Here is a 24672-nt window from a genome sequence, read left to right on the forward strand (position 1 = left end):
AACCAGCTTGTGTTTCTTCCATTATGCGGCGGCTACACGCCCGCTATAGAGCTTGAGAATCTGTTGGCGGGCGTTCTCCCATTTGGCGCGAATGTAGCGATATTCGGGGAAGTACAAGCAGAGGGCATCGTAGTAGTAAGCGATGCCATTGGCGGCTTTGCACATCAACTGATCATCCTCGCTGTCTAGAAGGCTCCAGGCGAAATCTATGCGGTCTAAATAATAGCCTTCATATTGCGTTGGGATGCCATCTAAAATCTCCCACAGGCAAACCTCTCTGTTGCGATCATTGTGCCTGCCGAGGTTATAACCTGGGCGAATGGAGTAGATCAAGAATTTTTCTAGGTTGTGATCGTGGCATCCCTCCAACCAATGCACAAGCGAGGTTTTCCTGATGGGAACGGAACCACGCCAATTGTGTTCGTAGATCCGCCTACTAAGCTCTTTGGTCAGCCCTATATATTGAAGATTTCCTTTGTCGCTAATGAGGTACAGCGCTGGCGCATTGGGCAATAGTTCAATAATTCCCCTCTCGCTTTTAAAGCAGCAGGACTTAAGCATTGCAGATATTCCTAAATAGGCTTATTTTGCAGGCGCTCACAGCCTCTATGCAAGGAGTTGTAACGAAAAATAAAGCCCACACACGAGTAGCGCATGGGCTGAGGAATTCTGCAATGCAACTATCTCACTTTTGGAAGCTGGCGGCGTTATACCCGTTTTTTTGAAGCACACGACTACCCAAGCTATCCCCATCCCAAGTCATTTTTTGATTTAATTCCGCCTCAAAGTCCTGTAAATCAAAGCCCAGTCCAGAGAGTCTTCTATTAGCCTCCGCAATCTTCCCATCCACCTCGGCAATCTGAGAGGCGATCGCATCCATCTCAGGTGGTCGCGTGGCGGGTAAACCATCACCCCCGACTCTGGATGCGTAGCGTGTCGCAAAATAGCGATCGCCAGCGTTATACCCTGACTCCGTGCGCCACCATTCCAATTTCTCTTGTAATGCCTGCTTCTGCGTTTGGAGCGCAGTCAGAGCGCTGGATTCTTGGTCAATCGCGGTTCTGTTTTGCTTGATCAACTGTTCTAGTTCCAGGGTTGACCTCATACTGCTCTACCTCCGAATGCGAATTGACCAGGCTTACCATTTATCTCAACAATCACGGGCGTGGTTGGGGCATATCTTGAATCCGCCACCACTAGCATCCGTAAGGGCGGGCGATCAATCCATTGGTTGCCTAATAGATACCTGGGAGGCTGGACAATGGCAAAATCCGCATCCACACTAGCGCTTAATTCTGCGGCATCCTTGATCAATTCCTGCTGCCTTAGCCTGATACTCTCCATCTCGGCGGCGATCGCCTCCATGCGCGTTCTAGCCGCCGCTATTCTTCCCCTGGCTTCTGCCAAGGCGCTGCCATGTTGTAATGTCTCTAACTCCGCCGTGCGTTCCTTCAGTTGCCCCTGTAGCGCCGTTAATACCCTTTGTAAATCCTCTCGGCGCTGTAGGGCTAGCCGTTCGGCTGCAACCTGTTTTAGGGCGCTTTCTGTGTCAGTGGCGGTAAGTACGGGGATTTTTTCGAGTTGTTGGATTTGGGATTGGGTTGCAGCTATTTGCTGGCAGAGGCGCGCAATCTCCTCGGTCAGCGTTTGCTCTTTGGTTTTGGTCATGTTTGTTGGATTGGAAGCTTCCTCCTCCATTATCGGGGAGTTTTGAGGGTACGAGCGATCGCCGTGAAGATGCCCAGCTAGTTGGCTTTGATGCACTTTGTCGCGGCGGCATCGGCGGCGGTGTTCTCTGAGCGTGGAACCCAGAAAAGCTGACTCTTGGTAAATTCTGCCAAAAGCACTGTCGCCTCAAAATGCAAGGGCTTCAAATGCTCCACGGTCACTTTCCAAGCGCCAAGGACTTGATTGATCACCAGGCGCGAATCCCCACATATTTTGATCTGCTCTATGCCCAGCTTTTTTGCTTCCTTCAGTCCAAGAAGTAGCCCGTTGTATTCCGCGACACTGTTAGTAATGCGATCGCCTAAAAACTCGGAAAATGTATGGGTTTGTCCTTGCCATTGAATAATCGCGGCGGCGGCAGCTTTGCCAGGGTTGGGTACAGCGCCGCCATCAAAGTGAATAATCGCGGTTTCTTGATCCATTGCGGTCTTTAATTCTCAGTCACTATAACGTTACGGTAACTGAAAAAATTTTGTTAATCATACCGCGTCCTCGCCAGACCACTGAGCAACTACACGTAAGCCTAATTCTTCTAATAGAATCCGGCTAGCCCAAGCATCACCACCGATGTTGTAGTCACCAATAATAGCTACGTCATAAGGAGTAGAGTCGAAAGGCAGTGTACCGTCTTTCTTAGCTTGGTCGGCTCTGGGGAATACCCAGTCACGGATTTGGTCGTTAGCGATGTGGTGACCCAAGGACTGAGAAACACCACGGAAGCCTTCGCAACGTACAGGAATAACAGGCTTGTTGATTTCTTTAGCTGCTTTCTTAGCTACGGCTTCGATGTCATCCCCAATCAAACCGATGGGACATTCAGATTGAATAGAAACACCACGGCTGAGGGGGAAAAGTACTTCGAGTTCTTGAATCAGCTTTAAGAGTTTCTTGTCACCACCGAAAACGATGTCTCTTTCTTGGAAGTCGGAGGTAAAGTGCATGGTACCAAAGGTGTCAACACCAGTTGTACCAATGTAGTAGTTACGACGACCAGACCAAGACCAGTAACCGCAACCTACAGGCCCGTGGCTGATATGGATCATGTCCTTAATAGGGCCCCAAACCACACCTTTTGAACCTGCATAAGCACAACCACGAGCGGTCATTACACCAGGTAGAGATTTGATGTTAGACTTAACGCCGCAGTCAGACTTGCCTTCTTCGTATACATTTAAGTGCTTTTCCCGTTTTTTAGCTGCTTTTTCGGGATAGGCTTGGAGAACTTCTTTAATTAGTTCTTTTCTTTCGTCAACGATATTCTTGTTTTCTGGAGGAGTCATTTCTAGTCTCTCTTGCTCCTAAGGAACCGGGATATTTAGGGTAGGGGATTTCCCCTATGGGGTTGGGGACTCTGCGTCCCCGTGGGGGATAAAAATTAGATCAAAGGTAAAAGGGAATTGATGTAGATGTTCCCTTTTCCTAAAACTTTGCTTACTTAGCGGAAGCTTCTGCAGGCTTACCGATGATATCTGCGTGCTTAGAATCGTCGTCGAGGATACCGTATTCGATCAACAGTGCTTCTAATTCATCCATTTCAATTGGTGTTGGAATGGTGAGTTTGTCGTTGTTGATGATCTTCTTAGCTAATGCGCGGTATTCTTGAGATTGGTTGCTGTCAGGAGCGTACTCGTTAACAGTCATCCGACGCAATTCTGCGTGTTGAACGATGTTGTCGCGAGGTACGAAGTGAATCATTTGGGTGTTCAACCGTTTTGCCAAGGTTTCGATGAGTTCGTGTTCCCGGTCAGTTTTACGGCTGTTACAAATCAAACCACCTAAACGCACACCACCGGAGTGAGCATATTTCAAAATACCACGAGCGATGTTGTTAGCAGCATACATCGCCATCATTTCACCAGAGGTAACGATGTAGATTTCTTGTGCTTTACCTTCACGAATAGGCATAGCAAAACCACCGCACACAACGTCACCTAATACGTCGTAAGATACGAAGTCTAGGTCTGTGTAAGCACCGTTTTCTTCCAAGAAGTTAATAGCGGTGATGATACCACGACCAGCACAACCTACACCGGGTTCTGGACCACCAGATTCTACGCACTTAACGCCACGGAAACCGGTCAACATTACTTCTTCGAGTTCCAAGTCTTCTACTGCACCGCGTTCAGCAGCCAAGTGAAGAACTGTGGTTTGAGCTTTAGCGTGGAGCATCAAACGGGTGGAGTCAGCTTTAGGGTCGCAACCTACAATCATGATGCGTTGACCCATTTCTGCCATAGCTGCTAGGGTGTTTTGGGAGGTGGTAGACTTACCGATACCGCCTTTACCGTAGAAAGCTATCTGTCTAATGTTTTCGTCAGTCATGGTTCGTGTTTCCTGCAATTGGTTGGTTGGTGGGTCTTTTGCTTTTTTGCGTTGGGTCTCACACCTGTTGATGCTCAGAGTGAGTTTGTGTAGAACGTCGCCAGAGACATTGGTATTGATTACCAGCCGGAGGCGATCGCTCCACAGCAAAAACTATCGGTAGTACAGACATTGATCGTTCCTCGGTCAAATTAAATTTTTTTTCTTTTATTCTTTGTTAATAGCCATGAAAAATGACTATTAACAAAGGTAATTACGCACTTTTCAAATACTTGTGAGTCAGAGATAAACACCTGGTAGGACTGGACTGTGAAGGATGAAGGTTAAAGAATAAAGGCTAACATTTCATACTTCATTTGATGTCTTCGTCAACAATCAACTTGAGAGTCCTATTACTTATTCAAAATAGCGGCTTTGACATTTGAGACACGAGCCATTGCAGCGCTAATATCATCAGCAGATACTCCGTTTGCAGCCATTGCATCACTGAGGTGTTTAGCAACTACATCGAAGTGTTGGGGCTGGATATTCATACCTGTGTGGGTTTTATCCATTGGACGACCTGCATATTGCTTTGGCCCTTCCAGTAACTGAGCTACGAAAGCAACAAAGTGACCACGTTGCTTCGCCATATCTGTCTTAGCGAAGAATGTATTCACACTGCTGTCTGCTTGAATGCGTTTGTGCAAATCTGCAACTACTTTATCGAGAGTTGCTTGTCCACCAATCTTTTCGTACAGTGCGCTCATATCCTCATTCCTTTGAAGCGAGTTGGATTATGGAATTCGCAATTAGGCGTTGTATACTTGCCTATGTGCTTTAGCTGTCTGTTGTCGGTAGGACTGAATTCATTGATGCGAAGCGAACTATTGATGTCAAATCCTACTTTCTGTGTCTTAGCTGATGCACAATAGGTGTATTTGAGCAGTGCGTAATTTTTAGAGGAATGGCTCGACGGCTTCAACTATCAGGTTCTTGCTGACACGATCTTGCAATCTGGCTTCTATAGCAATCTTGAGAGTTGCTGTACTGCTAGAACAAGAACCACAAGCTCCTTGAAGCAGAACCTTGACGCGATCGCCATCTACATCATAAAGTTCAACATCTCCGCCATCAGCAATCAAAACTGGTCTGACTTCTTCGTCTAAGACTTTTTGAATCAGTGCAATTTTCTGCACATTTGTGAGTCCGAGTTGTGATTGTTTACCAGTAGCAATATCGGTTGCAACTTTCACGCCGTAGTTGTTGATTGCAGGTGTAGCGGCTTCTTGCTGAACTTCTTTAATAATATCATCAATATTCGCTAAACAGGAACCGCATCCGCCACCAGCTTTTACATAATTTGTTACTTGTTCTGCATCAGTGAGGTTATTTTCCCGAATCACGCGCCGAATCTTGGATTCGCTGATGCCAAAACAGCTACAAATTAGCGCTCCTTCATCATCGTCATCATGAACATCTCGCGCAATGCCGCGATAATTATAAATAGCGGCTTCTAGCGCTTCTTGCCCCATCACAGAGCAATGCATCTTTGCCTCTGGCAATCCACCCAAGTAATCTGCAATATCTTTATTGGAGACATTTAAGGCTTCATCTAAGGTTAAGCCCTTAATCATTTCGGTTAAAGCACTGGAAGATGCGATCGCACTTGTGCAGCCAAAAGTTTGAAAGCGTGCATCAAGAATCTTATCGCTGGCGACTTCAACTTTCAGGTGTAGTCTCAAAGCATCACCGCAAGCAATGCTACCTACTTCCCCAGTCGCTACTTTTACTCCAGCTTGCTCAACTTCTTCGATAACTCCCTGATTTTTGGGATTGTAAAACAATTCTAATACTTTATCTGTGTAGTCCCACATGGCCGATTTTAGATTTGCGAATTTGGATTGGGTATTGGGTATTGGGGAATGGGTAATTGGGGATTGGGCATGGGGATTGGGCATTGGGAGCATCTTCCTAATCCCCAGTCCCTAGTCCCCAGTCCCTTATCCCTAACGATGAGCCAGTGTTTGTTCCTGCGCTTGCAACCAACCCGCTTCATCATTTTTGAAGGGAGAAAGGGCGCGCAAACGTTCGACAATTTCTGGCATAACCGCAATTACTTGATCAATTTCGGCTTCTGTGGTGTAGCGGCAAAGGCTAAAGCGGATGGAACCATGTAAAGTGGTGTAGGGTAAGCCCATCGCCCGCAAGACGTGGGAAGGTTCCAAAGAGCCAGAAGTACAAGCTGAACCGGATGAGGCACAGATACCGTATTTGTTGAGCAGTAGCAGAATGGCTTCTCCTTCAATGTATTTGAAGCCGATGTTAGTTGTGTTGGGCAATCTCTGCGTTGTATCGCCGTTAACTTCACAATCAGGAATTTGAGCGAGTAAGGTTTGTTCTAGGCGATCGCGCAGCCTTCTTTCTCTCTTAGTCGCCTCTTCTAAATGTAACATTTCCAGTTCGGCAGCTTTGCCAAGAGCAATAATCCCTGGAACGTTCTCTGTTCCCGCACGCCGTCCCCGTTCTTGGTGTCCACCAAGTAAGAAGGGACGGAATCTCACGCCGCGCCGCACATACAAAGCGCCAATACCTTTGGGAGCGTGGATTTTATGACCGGATAGGGTAAGCATATCTACGGTGCTTTTCTTCATATTCAGAGGGATTTTCCCTACTGCTTGCACCGCATCGACGTGGAATAAAGCACCATGCTCTTTCGCTCGCAATCCAATCTGCTCGATTGGGAAAACCACGCCAGTTTCGTTGTTGGCATACATAATCGTTACCAAGGCAGTGTTACCTGTCAAGGAAGCTTCTAGCTCATTGAGATCCAATTGCCCCTGACGATTTACCGAAAGATAGGTAACACTATAACCTTGAGTTTCTAATTGTTTGCAGACATTGAGTACTGCTGGGTGTTCAACTTGAGTAGTAATAATGTGGCGTTTGTCAGGTTGTGCCAACAGTGCAGCGCGAATAGCTGCATTATCACCTTCAGTACCGCAACTAGTGTAAACAATTTCCGACTCATCTGCTCCCAGAAGGGCTGCAAGTTGCTCTCTTGCTGTTTTCACTGCTTTGGCAAGTTGTCCGCCAAAGGTATGCATACTAGAGGGATTGCCGTAATATTCCGTTAAGTAGGGCAACATCACCTCTACAACTTCTGGGTCTACCTTCGTGGTGGCATTATTATCGAGATAGATGCAGTTGTTTTGCATTGGTTTTAAATTTAGGAATTATGAATTATCAATGATGAAGGGTAAAGGGTGTTCGCGTAGCGTCTCCTCAGGAGAAGAATGAAGGCTGAAACTCGAAATTCCAGGTTCTTAACTCGAAGTTTAATACTTCATCCTTCCTACTTTATCCCTCATACTTCACTTGGGGTTGACGCTTTTGCAACTGCTCAGAGAACTTCTCTGAATAGAAGTATCCACTATCAAATATAATAAAGGTTGTGTCTATACGCTTTTATGGAAAGTTGGGGTTACGCAAGGGTTAGCGGTGAGGAGCAGCAAACAGATAAAGGTGCGTTGCGTAAACAAATAGAACGCTTGCAAAATGCTGGATGTTCAAAAGTATACTGGGATATTCAGTCACGGACAACCGAAGTTAGGGAAGGACTACAACAATTAATTCATGACTTGAAGACATGTGCAAAGGGTAAGGTAGTATCTCTGCAATTTACCCGGATTGATCGGATCGGTTCATCATCACGTTTGTTTTATTCATTGTTGGAAGTATTGCGTTCCAAGGGAATTAAACTCATAGCTTTAGATCAAGGAGTTGATCCAGACAGTTTGGGTGGGGAATTAACTATTGATATGTTGCTTGCTGCTGCCAAATTTGAGGTCAGAATGGTAACTGAGAGGTTAAAGAGCGAACGCCGTCATCGGGTAACCCAAGGGAAAAGTCACCGAGTTGCACCATTAGGATACCGTATCGACAAAGATAAATATGTACGCGATGACTCTCCATGCGTTTGCTTGTTACAAGGGCGAAGAGAATTAACTATATCTGATGTAGCTAGATATATTTTCAATACTTTTTTTGAATGCGGTTCAGTTGCGGCTACTGTGCGTAAATTGCACTCAGATTTTGGCATAGAAACAAAAGCTTTTGATTGGCATAAACCAGAGAAATCTTCACGAATTATCAGCGATGATGACTTAGATAAAATTGTCTTTACACCAGCTAAAGCTAACCACCCCTTGCGTTATCCTTGGTCTGGTTTGAGATGGTCAATTCCAGGTTTAAAAGCATTATTAGTTAACCCTGTTTATGCAGGAGGTTTACCTTTTGATACTTATGTGAAATCAAAAGGTAAGCGCAAGCATTTTGACGAGTGGAAGGTGAAATGGGGAACCCACGACGATGAAGCCATCATTACCTGCGCTGAACATGAACAAATAAAACAAATGATCCGCAGTAATCGCCATAACCGATGGGCTTCTAGAGAAGATAACGAAATCAACCCATTTTCTAATTTAATTAAGTGCGCTCATTGTGGAGGCTCAATGACGCGCCATGCAAAACGAGTAGATAAGCAGGGACAAGCTATCTATTATTATCAGTGCCGTTTGTATAAAGCTGGCAATTGTAGTAATAAAACTATGATTTCCTCGAAAATATTAGATATCCAAGTTGTAGATTTATTGGCGCAAGAAGCCGAACGGTTAGCAAACTTAGTAGAAACAGATGAGCCAATTATTATCGAGGAACCCCCAGAAGTCAAAACTCTCCGCGCATCACTGAATAATCTGGAAACCTTACCACCAAGTTCAGCCATCGAACAAATCAAAAATGACCTCAAAGAACAAATTGCGATCGCACTGGGAGCAATCAATAATGCATCTAGAGAATCCTTGATTGCTAAAGAACGCATTATCCGGGCTTTTGCTAATAAAAGTTACTGGCAAGGACTTAATGCTCAAGATAAAAGAGCAATCCTCAATGGTTGCGTTAAAAAAATCTGTGTAGATGGTAACTTTGTCACAGCCATTGAGTATCAGTACTAGTACTGCCGTGAATTCAAAATTCAAAATTCAAAATTCAAAATTAATTTTCGGCGTTGCATATTTGCGGGATGAATTCAGACTTCTGGAAAAAGCTGAAAGTCGATTCTTTGCGCCTTTGCGCCTTTGCGTGAGACAAAAATCATCCCATCAATCAGCAACGCCTAATTTTCTAGCTTGAAGGACGGCAAATCATCACCCCTTCTTTCTGTGTCTGGGCTTTGGGATTACTGCCCATTGCGCGAAGCGTGATTGTTGGTTCATAACCAGGGTAACAACGCACTAAAACCGTATCTTGAGAGCGGGTTACATACAGAACATAAACTTGTTTACCTCCTAGTACGGCAGGTACAAGATTAGGGGGAAGGGCGGCAGTTGCAACAACTGTTGACTGCTTATGAGACTGTACATCTGACTGTTCAGATAGAACAGAGTTGTTCCCCAAGAACTGCAAACATATCAGTACTAGCGCCGTAATCGTGATAAGTACGACAGAAAATTTCGGAGTGAGTTTGAACATAGTTTATTTAACCTTTTGGGTAAGAGTTCCCTAATTAGCTTTAGTAATCTTCGCTGAGTCTATATGCCATAGACGCTGCTCTGGAGTTGAGCCAGGAACATTATTAACTCGCCGTAACACATAGTTACCGCGAAATCGCTGCGGCGTTCCATCAGCAGTGACGGCAGTAACAGTAACCGGAATATTAATGTACAGTGAACCTGCTGCCCCTTCTACTCTACCTGGTTCTCCAACTTCTACAGCAACAGATGCGGTGTTAGCAAAACCCTGCTGAAACTGCTCAAATGATTGTTGACTAGCAGCGCCATCTCCTGACCAAGTTGAGTAGGCTTGTTTATAGTCGTGACGAGCGATCGCACTGTAATAGTCACGAATAACTTGGACTGCTTCTTGCTCAAGCTGGCTATCAGCAGTGTTTGGTGTAGGAGAGACTGGTGAGGAAGTTGGACTAGATGTGTCTGAGATATTGGCAACCGATGGGCTATTCACAGAAGATAGTTGTGATGTGCCAGAGTTACTACAGCCTGTGATGGCGATCGCCAATAGCATACCGCCAAAGACTCTACGCTGCTGTTTTAACCATATAGATAAAGGAAAGTTGGTCTTTGTCAAACATACCTCCTAGCAAATCTGCTGATTGCTTTTCTAGATCCAGCATATCGAAAATGCATAGGATACTGCCATTGACAATTTAATATGAATATGCATCGAAATTATCTGTAACGACCAATATAGCGGGTAATTTCGGTAAATCACCAAGCGATCGCACTGTAAATCACCAAATCCATAGCGTCAAAAGCATCCAAGGTAAAGCAGTTTGCGCTTGTCTCCCTAAGCTCCAAGCTAAAATCAAAACAAACTCGAAAAATTTTGCTATGGTAGCCTCCCAACAACCGCCAAAAATGACCGTCGAGGAATATCTTGCATGGGAATCCCAGCAAGACCTTCGGTACGAATATGTTAACGGCGAAGTATTTGCCATGACAGGTGGTACAATTCCCCACAATGACATTGCACTGAATTTTTACACAGCTTTACGTCCACATTTACGTGCTAGAGGTTGCCGAGTAAATGTGTCTGATGTAAAAGTGCAACTGACACCTACAAGTGCTTACTATTATCCTGATGTTGTTGTCAGTTGCGATCCTCAAGACCTCAATGCTCGTAAATTTATTCAAAACCCAAAAATAATTGTCGAAGTTCTCTCTCCTGGTACAAGTAGCAAAGATAGGGGAGAGAAATTCACTAATTACCTCCAAATGCCTTCTTTGCAAGAATATTTATTGATAAATTCCGAAAAAATCTCTGTCGAACGCTACTGTCGGGGGGAGGGAAGAATGTGGCTTTACTATCCCTACACTGAGGGAGATATAGTTACCCTATCCAGCATTGAATTTGAAATTGCGATCGCACATCTATATGAAGGGGTTGTATTGGGAGCAGAAGCAGAATAGATTACTTGACAAAGTGGTGGGTCAATTATGTATAAAATAATACGCATAAACTATTCGGAGTGTTGAGGGAGCGATCGCTACTTCCTCCCCCAACAATTGTGATAGCCATACCCCTACGGGGAAGCAAGCTCCGCGTAGCCTCTCTCTCCATAAGGCTTAAGCTTCGCTTATCGCAATCCTCAGCCATTCTGTACCATCCAAACAAGTTTGCCCAAAATTTGCTCAACTGGTAGTAGTGGATAATCATTCAAGTCAATGGTTACAGTTTGTCCTTCAAGTTGGAGAAAGCGCCAAACTGTACCACTCGTCACCGTTCCGTAAATTGTAGAAATTGGCTGCTGCTTCTGTTGATTAAAGCGTTGGGAAGCTACCATCTGGGCTAAACATTGTCCCAGTCCTGGTTTGAGGTCTTCTTTCTTCGCTTCCACCAAAACCACCGCCGGGGCTTTAATATACAATTGCTCTGGAGAGCGACTAATCAGAAAATCGACATAACCCGTCAAATCAACCTCTGGCTGTACGTTGAACTCTTCGCCGGAAAAGACGCTAATTTGTCCATGAAGCTGACGTTTGACTTCTAGTAAAACAGGATTGATAATGCCTTCAGAACGCGCTTTTTCACTACCCACTGCAACAGCCCAAGGTAGGGTGTCTTTCAAGGTATCTTTGAGCAAAGAACTTGGATTGACTGGGGAAATTTCTGGTAAAAAGCGATCGCCTTCAACAATCGTCAGTTGAAAATCTTCTACGGCTTTACTCAGAGTAAATTTACTATAAGGCATAAAAGTTTTCCCAATCTGTTTTCAAGCTAGCGCGATCGCCTCTTTCATCCTTCTGCTTTTAGCCCACAGCATAGTCACTCATTTCCCGCATGAAAGGAGGATGAAAACCTAGCACAATATCTTGTTTTGGTACACCCAAATCGACTAAATCTGCGGCGATATCATGCTCCGTTGAATTGTAAAAAATCCAGATTTTATCGTTGCGAATATCAAGATGTATTACACAATCATGCACCCAGCGCTTATGCTGCCAACCTAGATGCACAATTTGATAGTGATTTCGCTGCGTATCAAAAATAGTCTCAACCTCAATCTCACCGTAAGCTGGCTTACTTAGAGCGTAACCCATCAACAATTGCTGTACTATTTGCTGATAGTTGGTTAATTTATCCGTCACTCCTTCCATAGTGAAATTTGCTCTCATTCAATATCGTAAACAATTATTTTTACGGATATGAATTTCAACGCTACAGCAAACCAGCTTGAAAAATCTGGATCGGGGTGAGATTTAATTCGGGAAAGGTTTGGGAGACAATGCGATCGCTATCTCGAAACTTGCTGATCTGATATTCTCCATCCACCAAGTTACAGACAGAGATTGTAGGTTGTTTGGGGTTACCGATAAAATTACGTCCACCCAACGCCGCATAGTCTTTAATCCAGTATTCGGGAATACCCATCTCTTCATAATCAGCATATTTTAAGTGGTAATCATCCCGCCAATTAGTTGATACAACCTCAATTACCAAAGGTATTGATGCACCATTACTGACAATAGATTCTTTTTTCCATAATTGTTCATTTCCCAGATTTGCACGATTTAGCACCAACAAATCTGGAAAGTAACCAGAATCTTTTTCGGGAGGTCTAACTATCGCTTGGTTCGGGACAATGTAAGGGAGTCCTAGACGTTTGATTTCAAAAGGAATTTCGATACCTAAAAACCCTTTAACTTCTTCATGTTCCCCTACTGGTTGTGCCATTTCCACGACTTCCCCATTATGTAGTTCGTAGCGTACCCCAGAATTTTCACGTAGGCGATCGACAAATTCCTCAAAGGTTACTAGCTTGGGTATGGCTTGGGTCATAGATGATAAAGAATTACTTAAAACCATAGAAATATTATCTCTAATCTAGGGGAATGCAGACAGCTTTTCCACCAGGATTAAGTACAACTGAGGAAGATATGATTACTCTATCCAGCATCGAATTTTAATTGGCGATGCCTGCAGTGGGCGTAGCGATCGCACTACTGTATGAAGGGGTTGTATTGGGAGCAGAAGCAGAATAGAGTTTTTGGCACCAAATAACAGATTGCTATTTCACCAATGCCTGTTGAAAAGTCTTGATTGCATCCACATGATTCACCATATTAATACAGCGTAATAACAAATCTAGATCAATCCCTTGCAATTCCTCACTATTGGTAACTCTTTCATAGTGAAGCGCATTGCCCTCATCGCGCAGATGATAGACTTCTAACACACCATCTTCCCACAACCATACCTCCGGAATCTTTAACCGCTTATATGCTTCTAGCTTGTCGATACCACCACTGGTAAACACCACCTCAATCACCAAATCTGGACGCACTCGACCTGGAGCCAGTTTATAAGATTCATCTGCCTCACGCTTGACAGCACCAGCTTCACTTTCCAAAGTCATTGAGCCAGTTGGGGTAAAATCAAATCCTGCCATTAGCAAATACAGTTCCACCAATGCCGCAATTCTTTTTTTAACAGTTTCGTGAGGTTCTCCAGGCATTCTGCGTATCTCCAAAACACCATCCAGGAAAGACAGCCGATATCCTGGACGGTCTAACAACTGCTCAACGGCTTTAAACTCTCTCCAAGTCAATCCCTCAAACAACAAGGGTGATTCTTTTATAGGTGTTACTATGGTTGCTGGGGTCATAAAAGTCTCCAGTCTGTTTCCAGATGAGAACTAATCAGCTTTGTTGGACAATCATTCGATTTTAACTTCTTTTTGGGAGAGCTAGTGCCGCACAGGGGAAGTCAAAATTATTATGGCATGGGCTTGATGCGCCATTGCGATCGCACTCCTATATCAAGGGGTTGTATTTGCGATAAAAGCCGAACAAAGTTGATAGTTAATAGAAATTTTCATGCACATGAACCCTAGAAAATCATGCAACCAGACAATTCCTGATTGCTAAAAAAAGAATTATACAGGCTTTTGCTAATAAAATTTACTGGCAATCACTTCAAGCTTAAGTAAATGATCAATACTCAATGACTACATTAAAAAATATGCAGAGATAGCAACTTTGTTACAGCCATTGAGTATCGTTACTAGGCAGTTTTGTTTTTGGACTTTGTTTTTTCTTGTTCTGGAATATCCGAGTTAGATTTTTGCTCGGCTTTACGTTTTTCCCATTCCAGAACTGTGCGAATTACCACTTGTGACCAAGATTCGTAAGCCATAAGCACCGTTATTTGTTAATTTGAGGATAGCGAAAGTTGAGTTTTTTTTTGTTCATTGCAAGCAATTGCTTGCGAGTAGAATGTTTGCAAAGAACAAAATGTTAGAAGTGGCTGATATAGGGGAACTGAAGAGATAATCACAGGACTACAGCAATTGAGATAGGGTAATGTGCAGTTTAATGGTAGAGGTAGTAGTGTTGCATAAATTTTCCCTGGAGATGCAACCCTGTTAAATTTAGATGTTACGTAGCGACTTCAAACAATTTGGTTATGAATTGTACTTGAGTAATTATATTAATCAAGCGTTTCAGCCACAGTATAAGAAGACTTGAGGTTTTCTAACTCCTGAAAGCTCAAAGAACGCAATTCATCTGTTTGCTGCTTGACTATGCCTAAAAATTCCTTAAACTGAGGACATGATTGGCACTTTACCTGAGTTCCTAGGATTAAACATTCACACACAAACCTTGGTCTTTCTTTAAAAGTGCGATCGCAGTCACTACATGCATATTTTTGTAGGCCATCCACTCTACCAATTTTCACAAGCTGAGTGGAATTGCACCTAGGACATCCAATCCCATAAGTTTTAGGCTGTGGTTGCCATTTCTTTAGAGCTTGTTGCATAGCAACTTCGCATCTAAGTTTATTGAAATCGAAAATTTTTTGGGTATTTTCCTATGGTGATGTCGTGGAGCAATCGAGATAGAGCGGATTGTAAACCCAGAGTAAAATTTTTTGCCTATACTGAGACAATAGACAACCTAGAGCGATAAAATATTGGTAACATTATAGACACATAGATTTACTTAGAAATAAATCTATATTTTGTAATCATAACTTGCTATAAACTTTATTTAATAAGCTTTTTAGGCTATTTTGTTACTCGCCAGATGATTTCACTGCCAGATGTCACAATTGTCAGCCAAATTTACGAGAGTGCTAATTCATTCGTATATCGAGGCATATTTAATACTAATCGGCAACCCGTAATTTTAAAACTCCTTAAGGAGGATTATCCTACACCTGCCGAAATCTACCGCTATCAGCAGGAATATGAAATCACTCGTAGTCTTAACTTAGAGGGAATAATTAAAGCCTACGAACTGAGAAAATACCAGAATACCCTCCTTATGTTGTTGGAGGATTTTGGTGGAGAGTCTTTAAAAATTCTGCTGCAAAACCGTTCCTTTTCTGTGCCAGAGTTCCTCCATCTTGCCATTGAAATCACCGATATTTTAGGCAAAGTTCATCAAAATAATGTTATTCATAAAGATATCAATCCATCTAACATTGTCTTGAATCCGCAAACAGGACAATTAAGAATTATTGACTTTGGTCTATCTACTTTTTTATCCCAAGAGAATCCCTCTCTAAAAAGCCCTAATGTTCTGGAAGGTACATTAGCTTATATGTCTCCAGAACAAACAGGACGAATCAATCGTGTAATTGATTACCGCACCGATTTTTATTCTCTTGGTGTCACTTTCTATGAATTGTTAACCAAACAACTACCTTTTGACTTTGATGACGCACTTGAATTAGTCCATTGTCATGTTGCTAAACAACCGCTAGCGCCTCATGAAATTAACCCAGAAATTCCCATAAATCTCTCTGATATCGTCATGAAGTTAATGGCAAAAATGCCCGAAGAAAGATATCAGAGTACTTGGGGAATTAAGGCAGATTTAAAAACTTGTCTGACTCAATATCAAAACGGTGCTATCCAAAAATTTACTTTAGGATGTCAAGATATTTCTCATCAATTACAAATTCCGGAGAAACTTTACGGAAGAGAATCGCAAATTGAGAGTTTATTGACTGCTTTTGAGCGCACAAGTCAAGGGCAAACTGAACTCATGCTAATTTCTGGGTACTCTGGTATTGGGAAATCAGCTTTAGTCCATGAACTTTATAAGCTAATTACTGAAAAACGCGGATACTTTATTAGCGGAAAGTTTGATCAACTTCATCGCGATATTCCCTATCAAGCTTTAGTCGCTGCGTTTCAAGAATTAGTGCGACAATTACTTACTGAAACTGAACTGCAATTACAACAGTGGCGAGATAATATTCTAGCTGCATTAGGAGCTAACGGACAAATTATTATTGATGTTATTCCCGAAGTTGAACTGATTATTGGTAAACAACCTGCTATCCCCGAATTATCTCCTACAGAATCTCAAAATCGGTTTAATTTAGTTTTTCAAAACTTTATCCAAGTATTTTGTCAAAAAGAACATCCTCTAGTTATATTCCTAGACGATCTACAGTGGACAGACAGTGCTACATTGCAATTGCTCCAGTTGATAATGACTCATGCTAATACTCAATATCTGTTTTTGATTGGAGCTTATCGAGATAACGAAGTCAGTGCAACTCATCCTGCTATGCTGACTGTAGCAGAAATGAATAAGCAGGGATTAGTGGTTAATCATCTCTCCCTTTCACCCCTAAATTTCAATCAGGTTAATGAATTTATCGCAGATACGCTGAAGACTAATTGTATCTATATTCAGAAATTAGCTGAGTTAATTTGGGATAAAACACAGGGAAATCCTTTTTTTATCAAGGAGTTTATAAAATCACTTTATACAGATAAATTACTCAAATTTGATACCAATGCTGGTATTTGGTCTTGGGATTTACAAAAAATTATCAATAGTAGCATAACTGATAATGTTGTTGAATTAATGACAGAAAAGATTCAACGCTTATCAGAGTCAGCACAAAAAGTTTTACAATTAGCTGCTTGTATTGGTAACTCTTTTGATTTAAAAAACTTGGCAGTTATCAATGAAAAATCTCCAAAAGAAACGGCTAAAGAATTATGGGATGCTATGCAAGCCGGACTGATATTACCTATCGGCGATGACTACAAGTTTCTACAAACAGATAGAGAATATAATGAATTAAAAATTACTTATAAGTTTGCACACGATCGCATCCAACAAGCCGCCTATTTCCTAATTCCTATCGACGCAAAGCAAGATGTCCATTGGAGAGTTGGACAGCTTTTATTACAAAATACTCCGCCACAGTTACGGCAACAAAAGATTTTTGATATTGTCAATCAATTAAACTTAGGTATTGAATCAGTTGATGTTCAAATAGAACGAGATAAACTAGCCCAATTAAATCTCATTGCCGGTAAAAAAGCGAAAGCTTCAGCCGCATGGAAAACTGCTAGTAATTACTTCAGAATTAGCAGAAATTGCTTGAGTGCAGATAGTTGGCAAAGTCAGTATGATTTAACTTTAGTATTATATGTAGAAGCCGCCGAGGTAGCAAGTTCTTGTGGTAATGTTGAGGAAATGGAGAAATTAGCTAATATAGTGCTACAGAAAGCTAATTCGTTGTTAGATAAAGTAAAAGTTTATCAAGTTAAAATCCAAGCTTATACATCACAAAATAATCCTCTACAAGCAATTGATACGGCACTATCAGTATTAAAAATGTTGGGAATTAACTTTCCCAAGAAGCCTAATAAATTAGATATTGTACTCAAATTAGTAAAGACAAGATTAAGTTTTATAGGCAAAGAAATTGAATCATTAATCGAACTACCAGAAATGACCGATCCTTACAAATTGGCAGTTATGCGGATTTTGTCAGATATGGTAGCACCTGCTTATTTTGCAATACCAGAACTCTTTGCTTTAATTGTGTTTGAACAGGTCAGTTTATCTCTTAAATATGGTAATACAGCTACCTCCTGCTATGCTTATGCTACTTACGGATTGATTCTCTCAGGGGAAGTTGTCGGGGATATTGAATCTGGCTATAAATTTGGTCAACTAGCACTGAAATTGCTGGATAAATTCAATGCTAAAGAACTTAAATCGAGAGTATTTTTTGTTGTTAATTTCTTTATTAAACATTGGAAAGAGCATCTTAAAGAAACCTTAACACCTTTGCGGGATGCTTATGTAATTGGCTTGGAAACTGGAGATGTAGAATACGCTGCTTATGCAGCAACTTCATACACTCATCATGCATACATTCTGGGACAGGAATTAGCAAAGCTGGAACCAGAAATGGCAATGTATGCTAACGCCCTTAAACAACTGGGACAAGAAACAGGTTATTATTATATCCAAATCAATCGACAGCTAATCTTAAATTTAATGGGGCAGGCTGAAGATAATTGTCGTTTAATCGGTGAAAGCTATGACGAAGATAAAATGCTACCGATTCATCTGGAAGCAAATGCCCAAAATATTTGCCATTATCTCTATTTTTATAAAATATTTTTGGGCTATCTATTTCAAGATTATCAGCAAGCTCTGAAATATACCCGTTTAGTGGAAGCATCTCAAGATAGTGCTGTTGGTAGTATACCCCTGGCGGATTTCTACATATCTTTAATTTACTTAGCTATATATGCTGATGCTTCTAAATCGGAACAAAAACGCATCCAAAAGCAGGTGAAAGCCAAGCTGAAAAATATTAAAAAATGGGCGCATTTTGCACCGATGACTCATTTGCAAAAATTCTATCTAGTGCAGGCAGAATTGCATCGAGTTTTGGGCGAACATACTCAAGCGATTGATTGCTACGATCGCGCTATTACCTTAGCCAAAGAAAATGACTATCTGAATGAAGAAGCTTTGGCTAATGAATTGACTGCTAAATTCTACCTCAATTGGGGAAAAGCGCAAGTTGCCCAAGGTTATCTGATTAATGCTTATCACTGTTATCTGCGTTGGGGTGCGATCGCAAAAGTTAAGGATTTAGAACAGCAATATCCGCAACTTTTGCAGCGCTTTACCAAAACCAATATATCCCTCGATTCACGCCACAGCATACCTAATACCTCTGGTAGTACCGCAGGCGAAGTTTTGGATTTAGCCGCACTGATGAAAGCTGCTGTCGCAATTGCTAGTGAAATTGAACTAGATAAACTCCTCGCAACTTTAATGCGAATTCTGCTATCTAGCGCTGGCGCACAAACTGGCTACCTCATTTTAGAATCTCTGGGAGAATTACGAGTTGAAGCATCTGGTGAGGCGAATTCTGAGCAAATTCTAGTATTGCAATCGACTCCTATCGAAACCTGTCTACCTGCATCAATTATTTACTATGTCGCCAGAACTCAAGAAGGATTGATTGAAAGTAATGTTGCCCGTGAAGGTAGATTTACGCAAGATAATTATATTAAAAAATACAAACCAAAATCAATTCTCTGTGCGCCACTGCTGAATCAAGGGCAATTGATTGGGATTGTCTACTTAGAGAATAATCTCGCAGATGGAGTTTTTACAATTGATCGGCTTAAAGTAATACAAATGCTTTCGACCCAAGCAGCGATCGCGCTTAACAATGCTAGACTTTATACTCAAGTTCAATCGACGCAAAATAGACTGAATAAATTCCTCAACGCCATTCCTCTAGGTATATCCGTTCACGATGCCAAAGGCAAGCTGGTTTACGCCAATCAAGTTTCACAGCAGTTACTGAAGATTCAAGAATTACCAAAAGCGGAAGTCGAACAACTTTCCCAAGTCTATAGCATATATCGGGCCGAAACCAATCAGATGTACCCAGTAGAACAGCTTCCCGTCGTGCGATCGCTGGGTGGTGAAAAAACAAGGGCAGATGATTTGGAACTACACTATAGTGACGCAATTGTCCCCTTAGAAGTCACCAGCACGCCAATTTTTGATGAGACTGGTAATGTAGAATATGCGATCGCCGCCTTTCAAGATATTAGCGATCGCAAACAAGCTGAGAAAACCCTGATTGAAAATGTGCGGTTAGAACAGGAAATTAGCGAACGCAAAAAAATAGAAGCAGAACTCGAACAAGCTAAAGACGCAGCCGAAACTGCTAACCACGCTAAAAGCACATTCCTGGCTAACATGAGTCATGAATTGCGAACTCCCCTAAATGCAATTCTTGGCTTTTCTCAGCTGATGAACCAGGATGCAAATCTCTCCACTGGACAAAAAGAGAATCTGGAAATTATTCATCGCAGTGGAGAACATTTGTTGACATTAATTAACCAAGTGCTTGACTTGTCGAAAGTGGAAGCCGGACGCATGGTGTTATCCACAACTAACTTCGATTTGTATTATTTACTGGCTGATATCGAAGATATGTTTGCATTGAAAGCCAAAGATAAAAACTTGCAGTTGCAATTTGACTGTGCCCAAAATGTTCCCCAATATATCTGCACAGATGAGATTAAATTGCGGCAAGTACTGATTAATTTAATCAGTAATGCTATTAAATTTACCTCCTCTGGCAGCGTGTCAGTTAAAGTGGCAATCAATGCAGATATGCAGACAGATAGGGGAGAAACAACTATTAGCTTTGAAGTCAAAGATACAGGAGTTGGCATTGCAGCAGAAGAACTAGAGAATTTATTTCAGCCCTTCGTGCAAACCTCATCAGGACAGCAATTACAGCAAGGAACGGGATTAGGATTAACAATTAGTCGTGAATTTGTGCGCTTGATAGGGGGTGAAATTACTGTTATTAGTAGTCAAGCTTTTTGCTCCCCCACCTGTGAAACTCCCTCTGGTACTACTTTTAAATTTGATATACCAGTAAGTATTGCTGATGAATGCGAAATTGAGAATCCATTGAAGAGCGATCGCATTATTGCCTTAGCTCCTAACCAACCTCAATATCGCATCTTGGTAGTGGATGATAAAGATTATAACCGCCAACTGTTAGTTAAACTCCTCAAACCCCTGGGTTTTGCAGTGCAAGCAGCTAATAATGGTGAAGATGCAATTAAAATTTGGGATGAGTATTCACCGCATCTGATTTGGATGGATATGCGAATGCCAGTGATGGATGGTTATGAAGCCACCAAACGCATTAAAAGCACAACTAAAGGACAAGCCACTGTCATTATTGCTTTGACTGCTAGTGCATGGGAAGAAGAAAAAACCGTAATTTTATCGGCTGGCTGCGATGATTTTGTCCGCAAACCTTTTTACACAGAAACCATATTTGAGATGATGGCTAAACATTTGGGAGTTCGTTATATTTATCAAGAAAAAGAGCAACCATCTCATCGTGCTAATGTGACTGTAGAACCGTTAAATTTAACGGATTTATTCGCAGAAATGCCAAAATCATGGATTATAAATTTGCATGAAGCTGCCCTTGATGCAGATGCAGAATTAGTCTTGCAAATCCTAGGGTTAGTTCCTGAATCTCATGCTTTAGTTCGTCAGACTTGCAAAGATTGGGTGAAAAGATTTCAATTTGAAAAGATTTTGTATTTAACTGAACCATTGATTGGTAAACATTAACCAACAAAGATAGATAAGTATTTTTTCACCCTACTTACTCTGATAATTTAGTTGAGCATTCTTCCATATTCCCTCCTCTCCCAAATCCATATAATCTTTAGTCTCGCGTATAGTCATCGAAAAGCCATCACCCAACTTCACCGCTATCAATTCATAGCCTTTTTTTTGCAGGTTGGTTTCCCAAAAAAATTCTTTTTTCAGGGATTCTCCTGTTTCAACTACCTGTACTAACTGCTTAAAAAATCCGGGAATGAGTTGATTTAAGACTTGCTTCTGCCCTAAGTTATTAGTCAATTCTTCTCGTTTCTTACCCAAGATTTTGGCAAATACAGGATTAACTAATAAATAGCGAAAATCTTCAATTTCTCCAGTTACCATATCCCTAACGGCTTGCATAGCAGCAATTCCATCTCTAGAACTATTCAACAAACTGGCGAGGAGGGCGCGAGATTGGTAGAGAATTTCTGCTGTTTGTTGATGTTTTTCAATTTCTTGTCGCAACTGGCGCTTTTGCTGTTGCAAAGTCAGGTGAGTTTGAATACGGGCGATAACTTCTTCAGTTTGAAAGGGTTTGGTAATATAATCTACTCCCCCCACTTCAAAAGCTTTGACTTTATCAAAAACCTCGTTTAATGCACTGAGAAAAATAATCGGAATATCTGAAGTGTCTTCTTCAGCTTTCAGAATTGAGCAGACTTGATAGCCATCAATATCCGGCATTTTGATATCAAGTAAAATCACATCCGGGGGATTGTTGCGGATAGTTCGTAATGCCATATTACCGTTAGTGACACTGCGAACTTTGTAACCCTGTTTGCTTAAGATATCGTTTAAAAAATGCAGGTTTTCGATTAAGTCATCAACAATTAAAATATTGCCTTTTGGGTCTTCAGTTTGATAAGTGTCGCTTTCGGCAATTTTGAGAGAGGACTGAGTAGAGGTAGCAGTTTGTTTTAAAAGTAAATGGCGAAAGTTATTTTTAGTTACTTTTTCTTCTAGTAAATCTGAAAGACGTTTCCATAATAATGAGGCTAAATCTTTAATATGCCCCACACTCATATATAAGCTATCCGCAACAGCGTTGTAGGGTTCGTTTTCCCAAGCGGCTTTGAGGATTTCTTTCTCCGGGATCGTTAGTTTTTTACCTGTTTTGGATTCTAGGGTCGAGTCTACCCATTTGATTGCTTCTTCAAGATTCATGGGTGCTTAGATGTCATTATTGAGGGTTTTTGGTGATGAGACAATGTATTTTATTTTATACGTAGTGTGGCAATTGGCGATCGCTACTGCCTTCAATAAGTGTTTCAGTATATAAATACTATTTACTTTTATAGTTGTAAATTAACCGTATTTTCTCGGAAATTCTTCCAAAAGAGAATAGATTTACTATAGTGTTTATTTATCATTACCCTTAAGTATTGGTATTATAAATTTCTCTCATTAGACGCTTTAACACTTGCTTTTGTGAATTCTGTTGAGAGCTTGCCTCAATATAAATACTTGAGATTCAAAATATTTCAAGCAAAATCCGACTCATCCGACCGAAATACCCGACTTTTCCGACTAGTGCACAGCAGAGAATAGTAGTAACTTTACATACGAGCAGCAAATACCACGCTAGTGAATTGTCAAAACTTTACCACAATTATTCGTGATCCAGCATTTATATATACATACAAGTATATATAAACACTTAATTAGCAAGGACTAAGAGATTGCTCTGACTTTTCCAAAATTTACCAAATATATACCTTTATTGGTTTATTTACCCAAAAAAACTGGAAATCGTCTAAATACAATGCTTCAGCCTAGTTGCGATGAAAGAGTGAGTAATTTTTTATACGATAGACGTTTGAAATCGAATTGCAATCAAATTAATTAGATTGTTGAGTGTCACATTATGGTAGTTTCTCTAGCAGTCGTCTCCTCATCAGAGCGTAGTAGTTCTGATGATGTCAGTATGACTTTTTGGCAGCAATGGCAACAGTATCAAGATTATCTTTATCGTTGCTGCGTTAAGTGGATGGGTGACTCAATTGATGCTGAAGATGCGCTCAGTCGGGCGATGCTGAAAGCTTGGAAGAAGGCGCAAAAGTATGCAGAGGAAATTTCTAATTTTAAGGCTTGGCTCGTGACGCTGACTCGTAATCTCTGCGTGGATATTCTTCGAGAACGCACTCGGGGTGCGAATCGAGTTGAGGATATAGAAATTTACGCCTCTGGTGAGGAGCAAGGACTGGTTGCGTTTGAGAATACCCCAGAAAGTGTGATGGACACTGACGAGAGAAAGATGGTGATTCGTCGTGCTATTGATAACTTACCGACAAGGCTGCGCGAGACGTTTATTCTGCACTTTTATCAAGAACTTTCACATCAGGAAATAGTAGAACAGCAGGGAATTTCTTACCAAAATGTCTGTAAGCGCATCTCCCAGGCGCGGGCTATTCTGCGTGAGGAGTTGAAGGGATATTTTATCGGGGAGGAGGGAATGGATAGGGATAAATCTGTGACAGCGACTGCAACAAAGTCGGAAATAGTGGAGATGTCCGAGGGGAATGGGGTAGTTGAAGCGAGAGTAGGGGAGACGGTACTTGCAGTTACGGTGGAGGAAGAGGAGATTGTTGGGAGTGAGAAAGCTCAGGAGGTAGCGCATGATGTGCAGCAGTTTGAGTCGGTGATGCTTGGGGCGACTTCTGAGGAGAAGTTAGAGGTAAAAAGTGATGCTTGTTGGTGGGTTGAGGCGGTGCTGTGGACGCAACAACAGTATCAGGTGGGGAAAGTGGGGCGAGAATTTATGTTTGTGCGATCGTCCCGCTCTCCTCCTTTGTATTGAGAAGAAAGCCTCTAGCCTGAAAAATTAAGTAAAAGCGGTAATCGGTTTAGTCGAAAATGAAGAATTCACGCTTGAGGCTTTCTGAATTGAATTAATAAGGGAGTGGGTATTGTTAGATAATGATAAGTTCTACTTTCTCAAGGACGGATATGAGATAAATCCATCTGAGGAATCTGAATATAAGCTCTCAATATTTAAAAATGAAAATGATAGAGAGGTAGTAGATCATCAAGTTTGAATTGAGGGATAAAGTCGCTTCAATTTGATACGAGCATCTGCTGTGGTAAATCGCCAATTAACTTTTGTTTTTTCTCTGTTGTGACCAAGCAGCAA

The 24672-nt window shown here is 41.6% G+C and carries 21 protein-coding genes and 1 pseudogene; 4 read left to right on the forward strand and 18 right to left on the reverse strand.

Annotation, left to right across the window (positions count from 1 at the left end):
* Positions 1 to 21 precede the first annotated feature (21 nt).
* From HG267_RS28315 to nifS, 9 genes and pseudogenes are all read right to left on the reverse strand, one after another.
* On the reverse strand, positions 22 to 561 hold the full coding sequence (locus tag HG267_RS28315) for a GIY-YIG nuclease family protein (RefSeq protein ID WP_045868720.1): 540 nt from the start codon (positions 559 to 561) through the stop codon (positions 22 to 24).
* Between the two features lie 124 nt (positions 562 to 685).
* Positions 686 to 1105 carry a hypothetical protein gene (locus HG267_RS28320; protein WP_045868721.1) on the reverse strand — a complete coding sequence of 140 codons (420 nt, stop codon included), beginning with the start codon at positions 1103 to 1105 and terminating at the stop codon, positions 686 to 688.
* Positions 1102 to 1764: a hypothetical protein gene (locus HG267_RS28325; protein WP_155539047.1), complete on the reverse strand. Its 663-nt coding sequence runs from the start codon at positions 1762 to 1764 to the stop codon at positions 1102 to 1104. Before HG267_RS28325 ends, HG267_RS28320 begins: the two co-directional genes overlap by 4 nt.
* Entirely contained in the window at positions 1746 to 2150 is a 405-nt protein-coding gene (locus tag HG267_RS28330) for a ribonuclease HI family protein (RefSeq protein WP_045868723.1), read from the reverse strand. The genes HG267_RS28325 and HG267_RS28330 overlap by 19 nt, the downstream gene beginning before the upstream one ends.
* Positions 2151 to 2210: 60 nt before the next feature.
* A pseudogene (locus HG267_RS28335) lies at positions 2211 to 3008 on the reverse strand (nitrogenase component 1); the annotation flags it as partial.
* Positions 3009 to 3159: 151 nt separating this feature from the next.
* On the reverse strand, positions 3160 to 4050 hold the full coding sequence (nifH, locus tag HG267_RS28340) for a nitrogenase iron protein (RefSeq protein WP_045868724.1): 891 nt from the start codon (positions 4048 to 4050) through the stop codon (positions 3160 to 3162).
* Between the two features lie 392 nt (positions 4051 to 4442).
* Positions 4443 to 4799: a group I truncated hemoglobin gene (locus HG267_RS28345; RefSeq protein WP_045868725.1), complete on the reverse strand. Its 357-nt coding sequence runs from the start codon at positions 4797 to 4799 to the stop codon at positions 4443 to 4445.
* A 189-nt stretch (positions 4800 to 4988) separates the two neighbouring features.
* A complete protein-coding gene (nifU, locus tag HG267_RS28350; protein ID WP_045868980.1) occupies positions 4989 to 5906 on the reverse strand; it encodes a Fe-S cluster assembly protein NifU in 918 nt (305 codons plus the stop codon).
* A 132-nt stretch (positions 5907 to 6038) separates the two neighbouring features.
* A complete protein-coding gene (nifS, locus tag HG267_RS28355; protein WP_045868726.1) occupies positions 6039 to 7247 on the reverse strand; it encodes a cysteine desulfurase NifS in 1209 nt (402 codons plus the stop codon).
* A 252-nt stretch (positions 7248 to 7499) separates the two neighbouring features.
* Here nifS and xisF point away from each other — a divergent pair, with 252 nt between their 5' ends.
* Positions 7500 to 9044 (forward strand): fdxN element excision recombinase XisF, encoded by a 1545-nt coding sequence (gene xisF, locus HG267_RS28360; RefSeq protein ID WP_045868727.1) that lies wholly within the window; start codon positions 7500 to 7502, stop codon positions 9042 to 9044.
* Positions 9045 to 9213: 169 nt separating this feature from the next.
* On the opposite strand, the gene HG267_RS28365 is transcribed toward xisF, so the two are convergent.
* Positions 9214 to 9486: a hypothetical protein gene (locus HG267_RS28365; RefSeq protein ID WP_263419984.1), complete on the reverse strand. Its 273-nt coding sequence runs from the start codon at positions 9484 to 9486 to the stop codon at positions 9214 to 9216.
* Between the two features lie 105 nt (positions 9487 to 9591).
* Positions 9592 to 10173 (reverse strand): hypothetical protein, encoded by a 582-nt coding sequence (locus HG267_RS28370; RefSeq protein WP_155539049.1) that lies wholly within the window; start codon positions 10171 to 10173, stop codon positions 9592 to 9594.
* Positions 10174 to 10436: 263 nt separating this feature from the next.
* Here HG267_RS28370 and HG267_RS28375 point away from each other — a divergent pair, with 263 nt between their 5' ends.
* A complete protein-coding gene (locus HG267_RS28375; RefSeq protein WP_045868728.1) occupies positions 10437 to 11015 on the forward strand; it encodes a Uma2 family endonuclease in 579 nt (192 codons plus the stop codon).
* 179 nt (positions 11016 to 11194) lie between these two features.
* On the opposite strand, the gene HG267_RS28380 is transcribed toward HG267_RS28375, so the two are convergent.
* The 6 genes from HG267_RS28380 to HG267_RS28405 form a co-directional block, all read right to left on the reverse strand.
* The gene (locus HG267_RS28380; protein WP_045868729.1) at positions 11195 to 11797 is read right to left on the reverse strand and encodes a hypothetical protein; all 603 of its coding nucleotides are present in this window, start codon (positions 11795 to 11797) and stop codon (positions 11195 to 11197) included.
* Positions 11798 to 11855: 58 nt separating this feature from the next.
* A complete protein-coding gene (locus tag HG267_RS28385) occupies positions 11856 to 12203 on the reverse strand; it encodes a XisI protein (protein WP_045868730.1) in 348 nt (115 codons plus the stop codon).
* A 61-nt stretch (positions 12204 to 12264) separates the two neighbouring features.
* Complete coding sequence (locus HG267_RS28390; protein WP_045868983.1) at positions 12265 to 12885, reverse strand: Uma2 family endonuclease; 621 nt, start codon at positions 12883 to 12885, stop codon at positions 12265 to 12267.
* Between the two features lie 229 nt (positions 12886 to 13114).
* The gene (locus HG267_RS28395; RefSeq protein WP_045868731.1) at positions 13115 to 13711 is read right to left on the reverse strand and encodes a Uma2 family endonuclease; all 597 of its coding nucleotides are present in this window, start codon (positions 13709 to 13711) and stop codon (positions 13115 to 13117) included.
* Positions 13712 to 14109: 398 nt separating this feature from the next.
* Complete coding sequence (locus HG267_RS28400; protein ID WP_255325163.1) at positions 14110 to 14241, reverse strand: hypothetical protein; 132 nt, start codon at positions 14239 to 14241, stop codon at positions 14110 to 14112.
* Positions 14242 to 14535: 294 nt separating this feature from the next.
* Entirely contained in the window at positions 14536 to 14865 is a 330-nt protein-coding gene (locus tag HG267_RS28405; protein ID WP_045868732.1) for an IS1 family transposase, read from the reverse strand.
* Between the two features lie 266 nt (positions 14866 to 15131).
* On the opposite strand from HG267_RS28405, the gene HG267_RS28410 reads away from it, so the two are divergent.
* Complete coding sequence (locus HG267_RS28410; RefSeq protein WP_045868733.1) at positions 15132 to 21506, forward strand: hybrid sensor histidine kinase/response regulator; 6375 nt, start codon at positions 15132 to 15134, stop codon at positions 21504 to 21506.
* 30 nt (positions 21507 to 21536) lie between these two features.
* Here the strand turns inward: HG267_RS28410 and HG267_RS28415 are convergent, their stop codons facing one another.
* Entirely contained in the window at positions 21537 to 22706 is a 1170-nt protein-coding gene (locus tag HG267_RS28415; RefSeq protein ID WP_052335100.1) for a response regulator, read from the reverse strand.
* Positions 22707 to 23406: 700 nt separating this feature from the next.
* Between HG267_RS28415 and HG267_RS28420 the strand changes: the two genes are divergently transcribed.
* Entirely contained in the window at positions 23407 to 24339 is a 933-nt protein-coding gene (locus HG267_RS28420; RefSeq protein WP_081583917.1) for an RNA polymerase sigma factor, read from the forward strand.
* The last annotated feature ends 333 nt before the right edge of the window (positions 24340 to 24672 follow it).

The organism is Tolypothrix sp. PCC 7601 (assembly GCF_025677855.1).
In the GTDB taxonomy this organism is placed as follows: domain Bacteria; phylum Cyanobacteriota; class Cyanobacteriia; order Cyanobacteriales; family Nostocaceae; genus Aulosira; species Aulosira diplosiphon.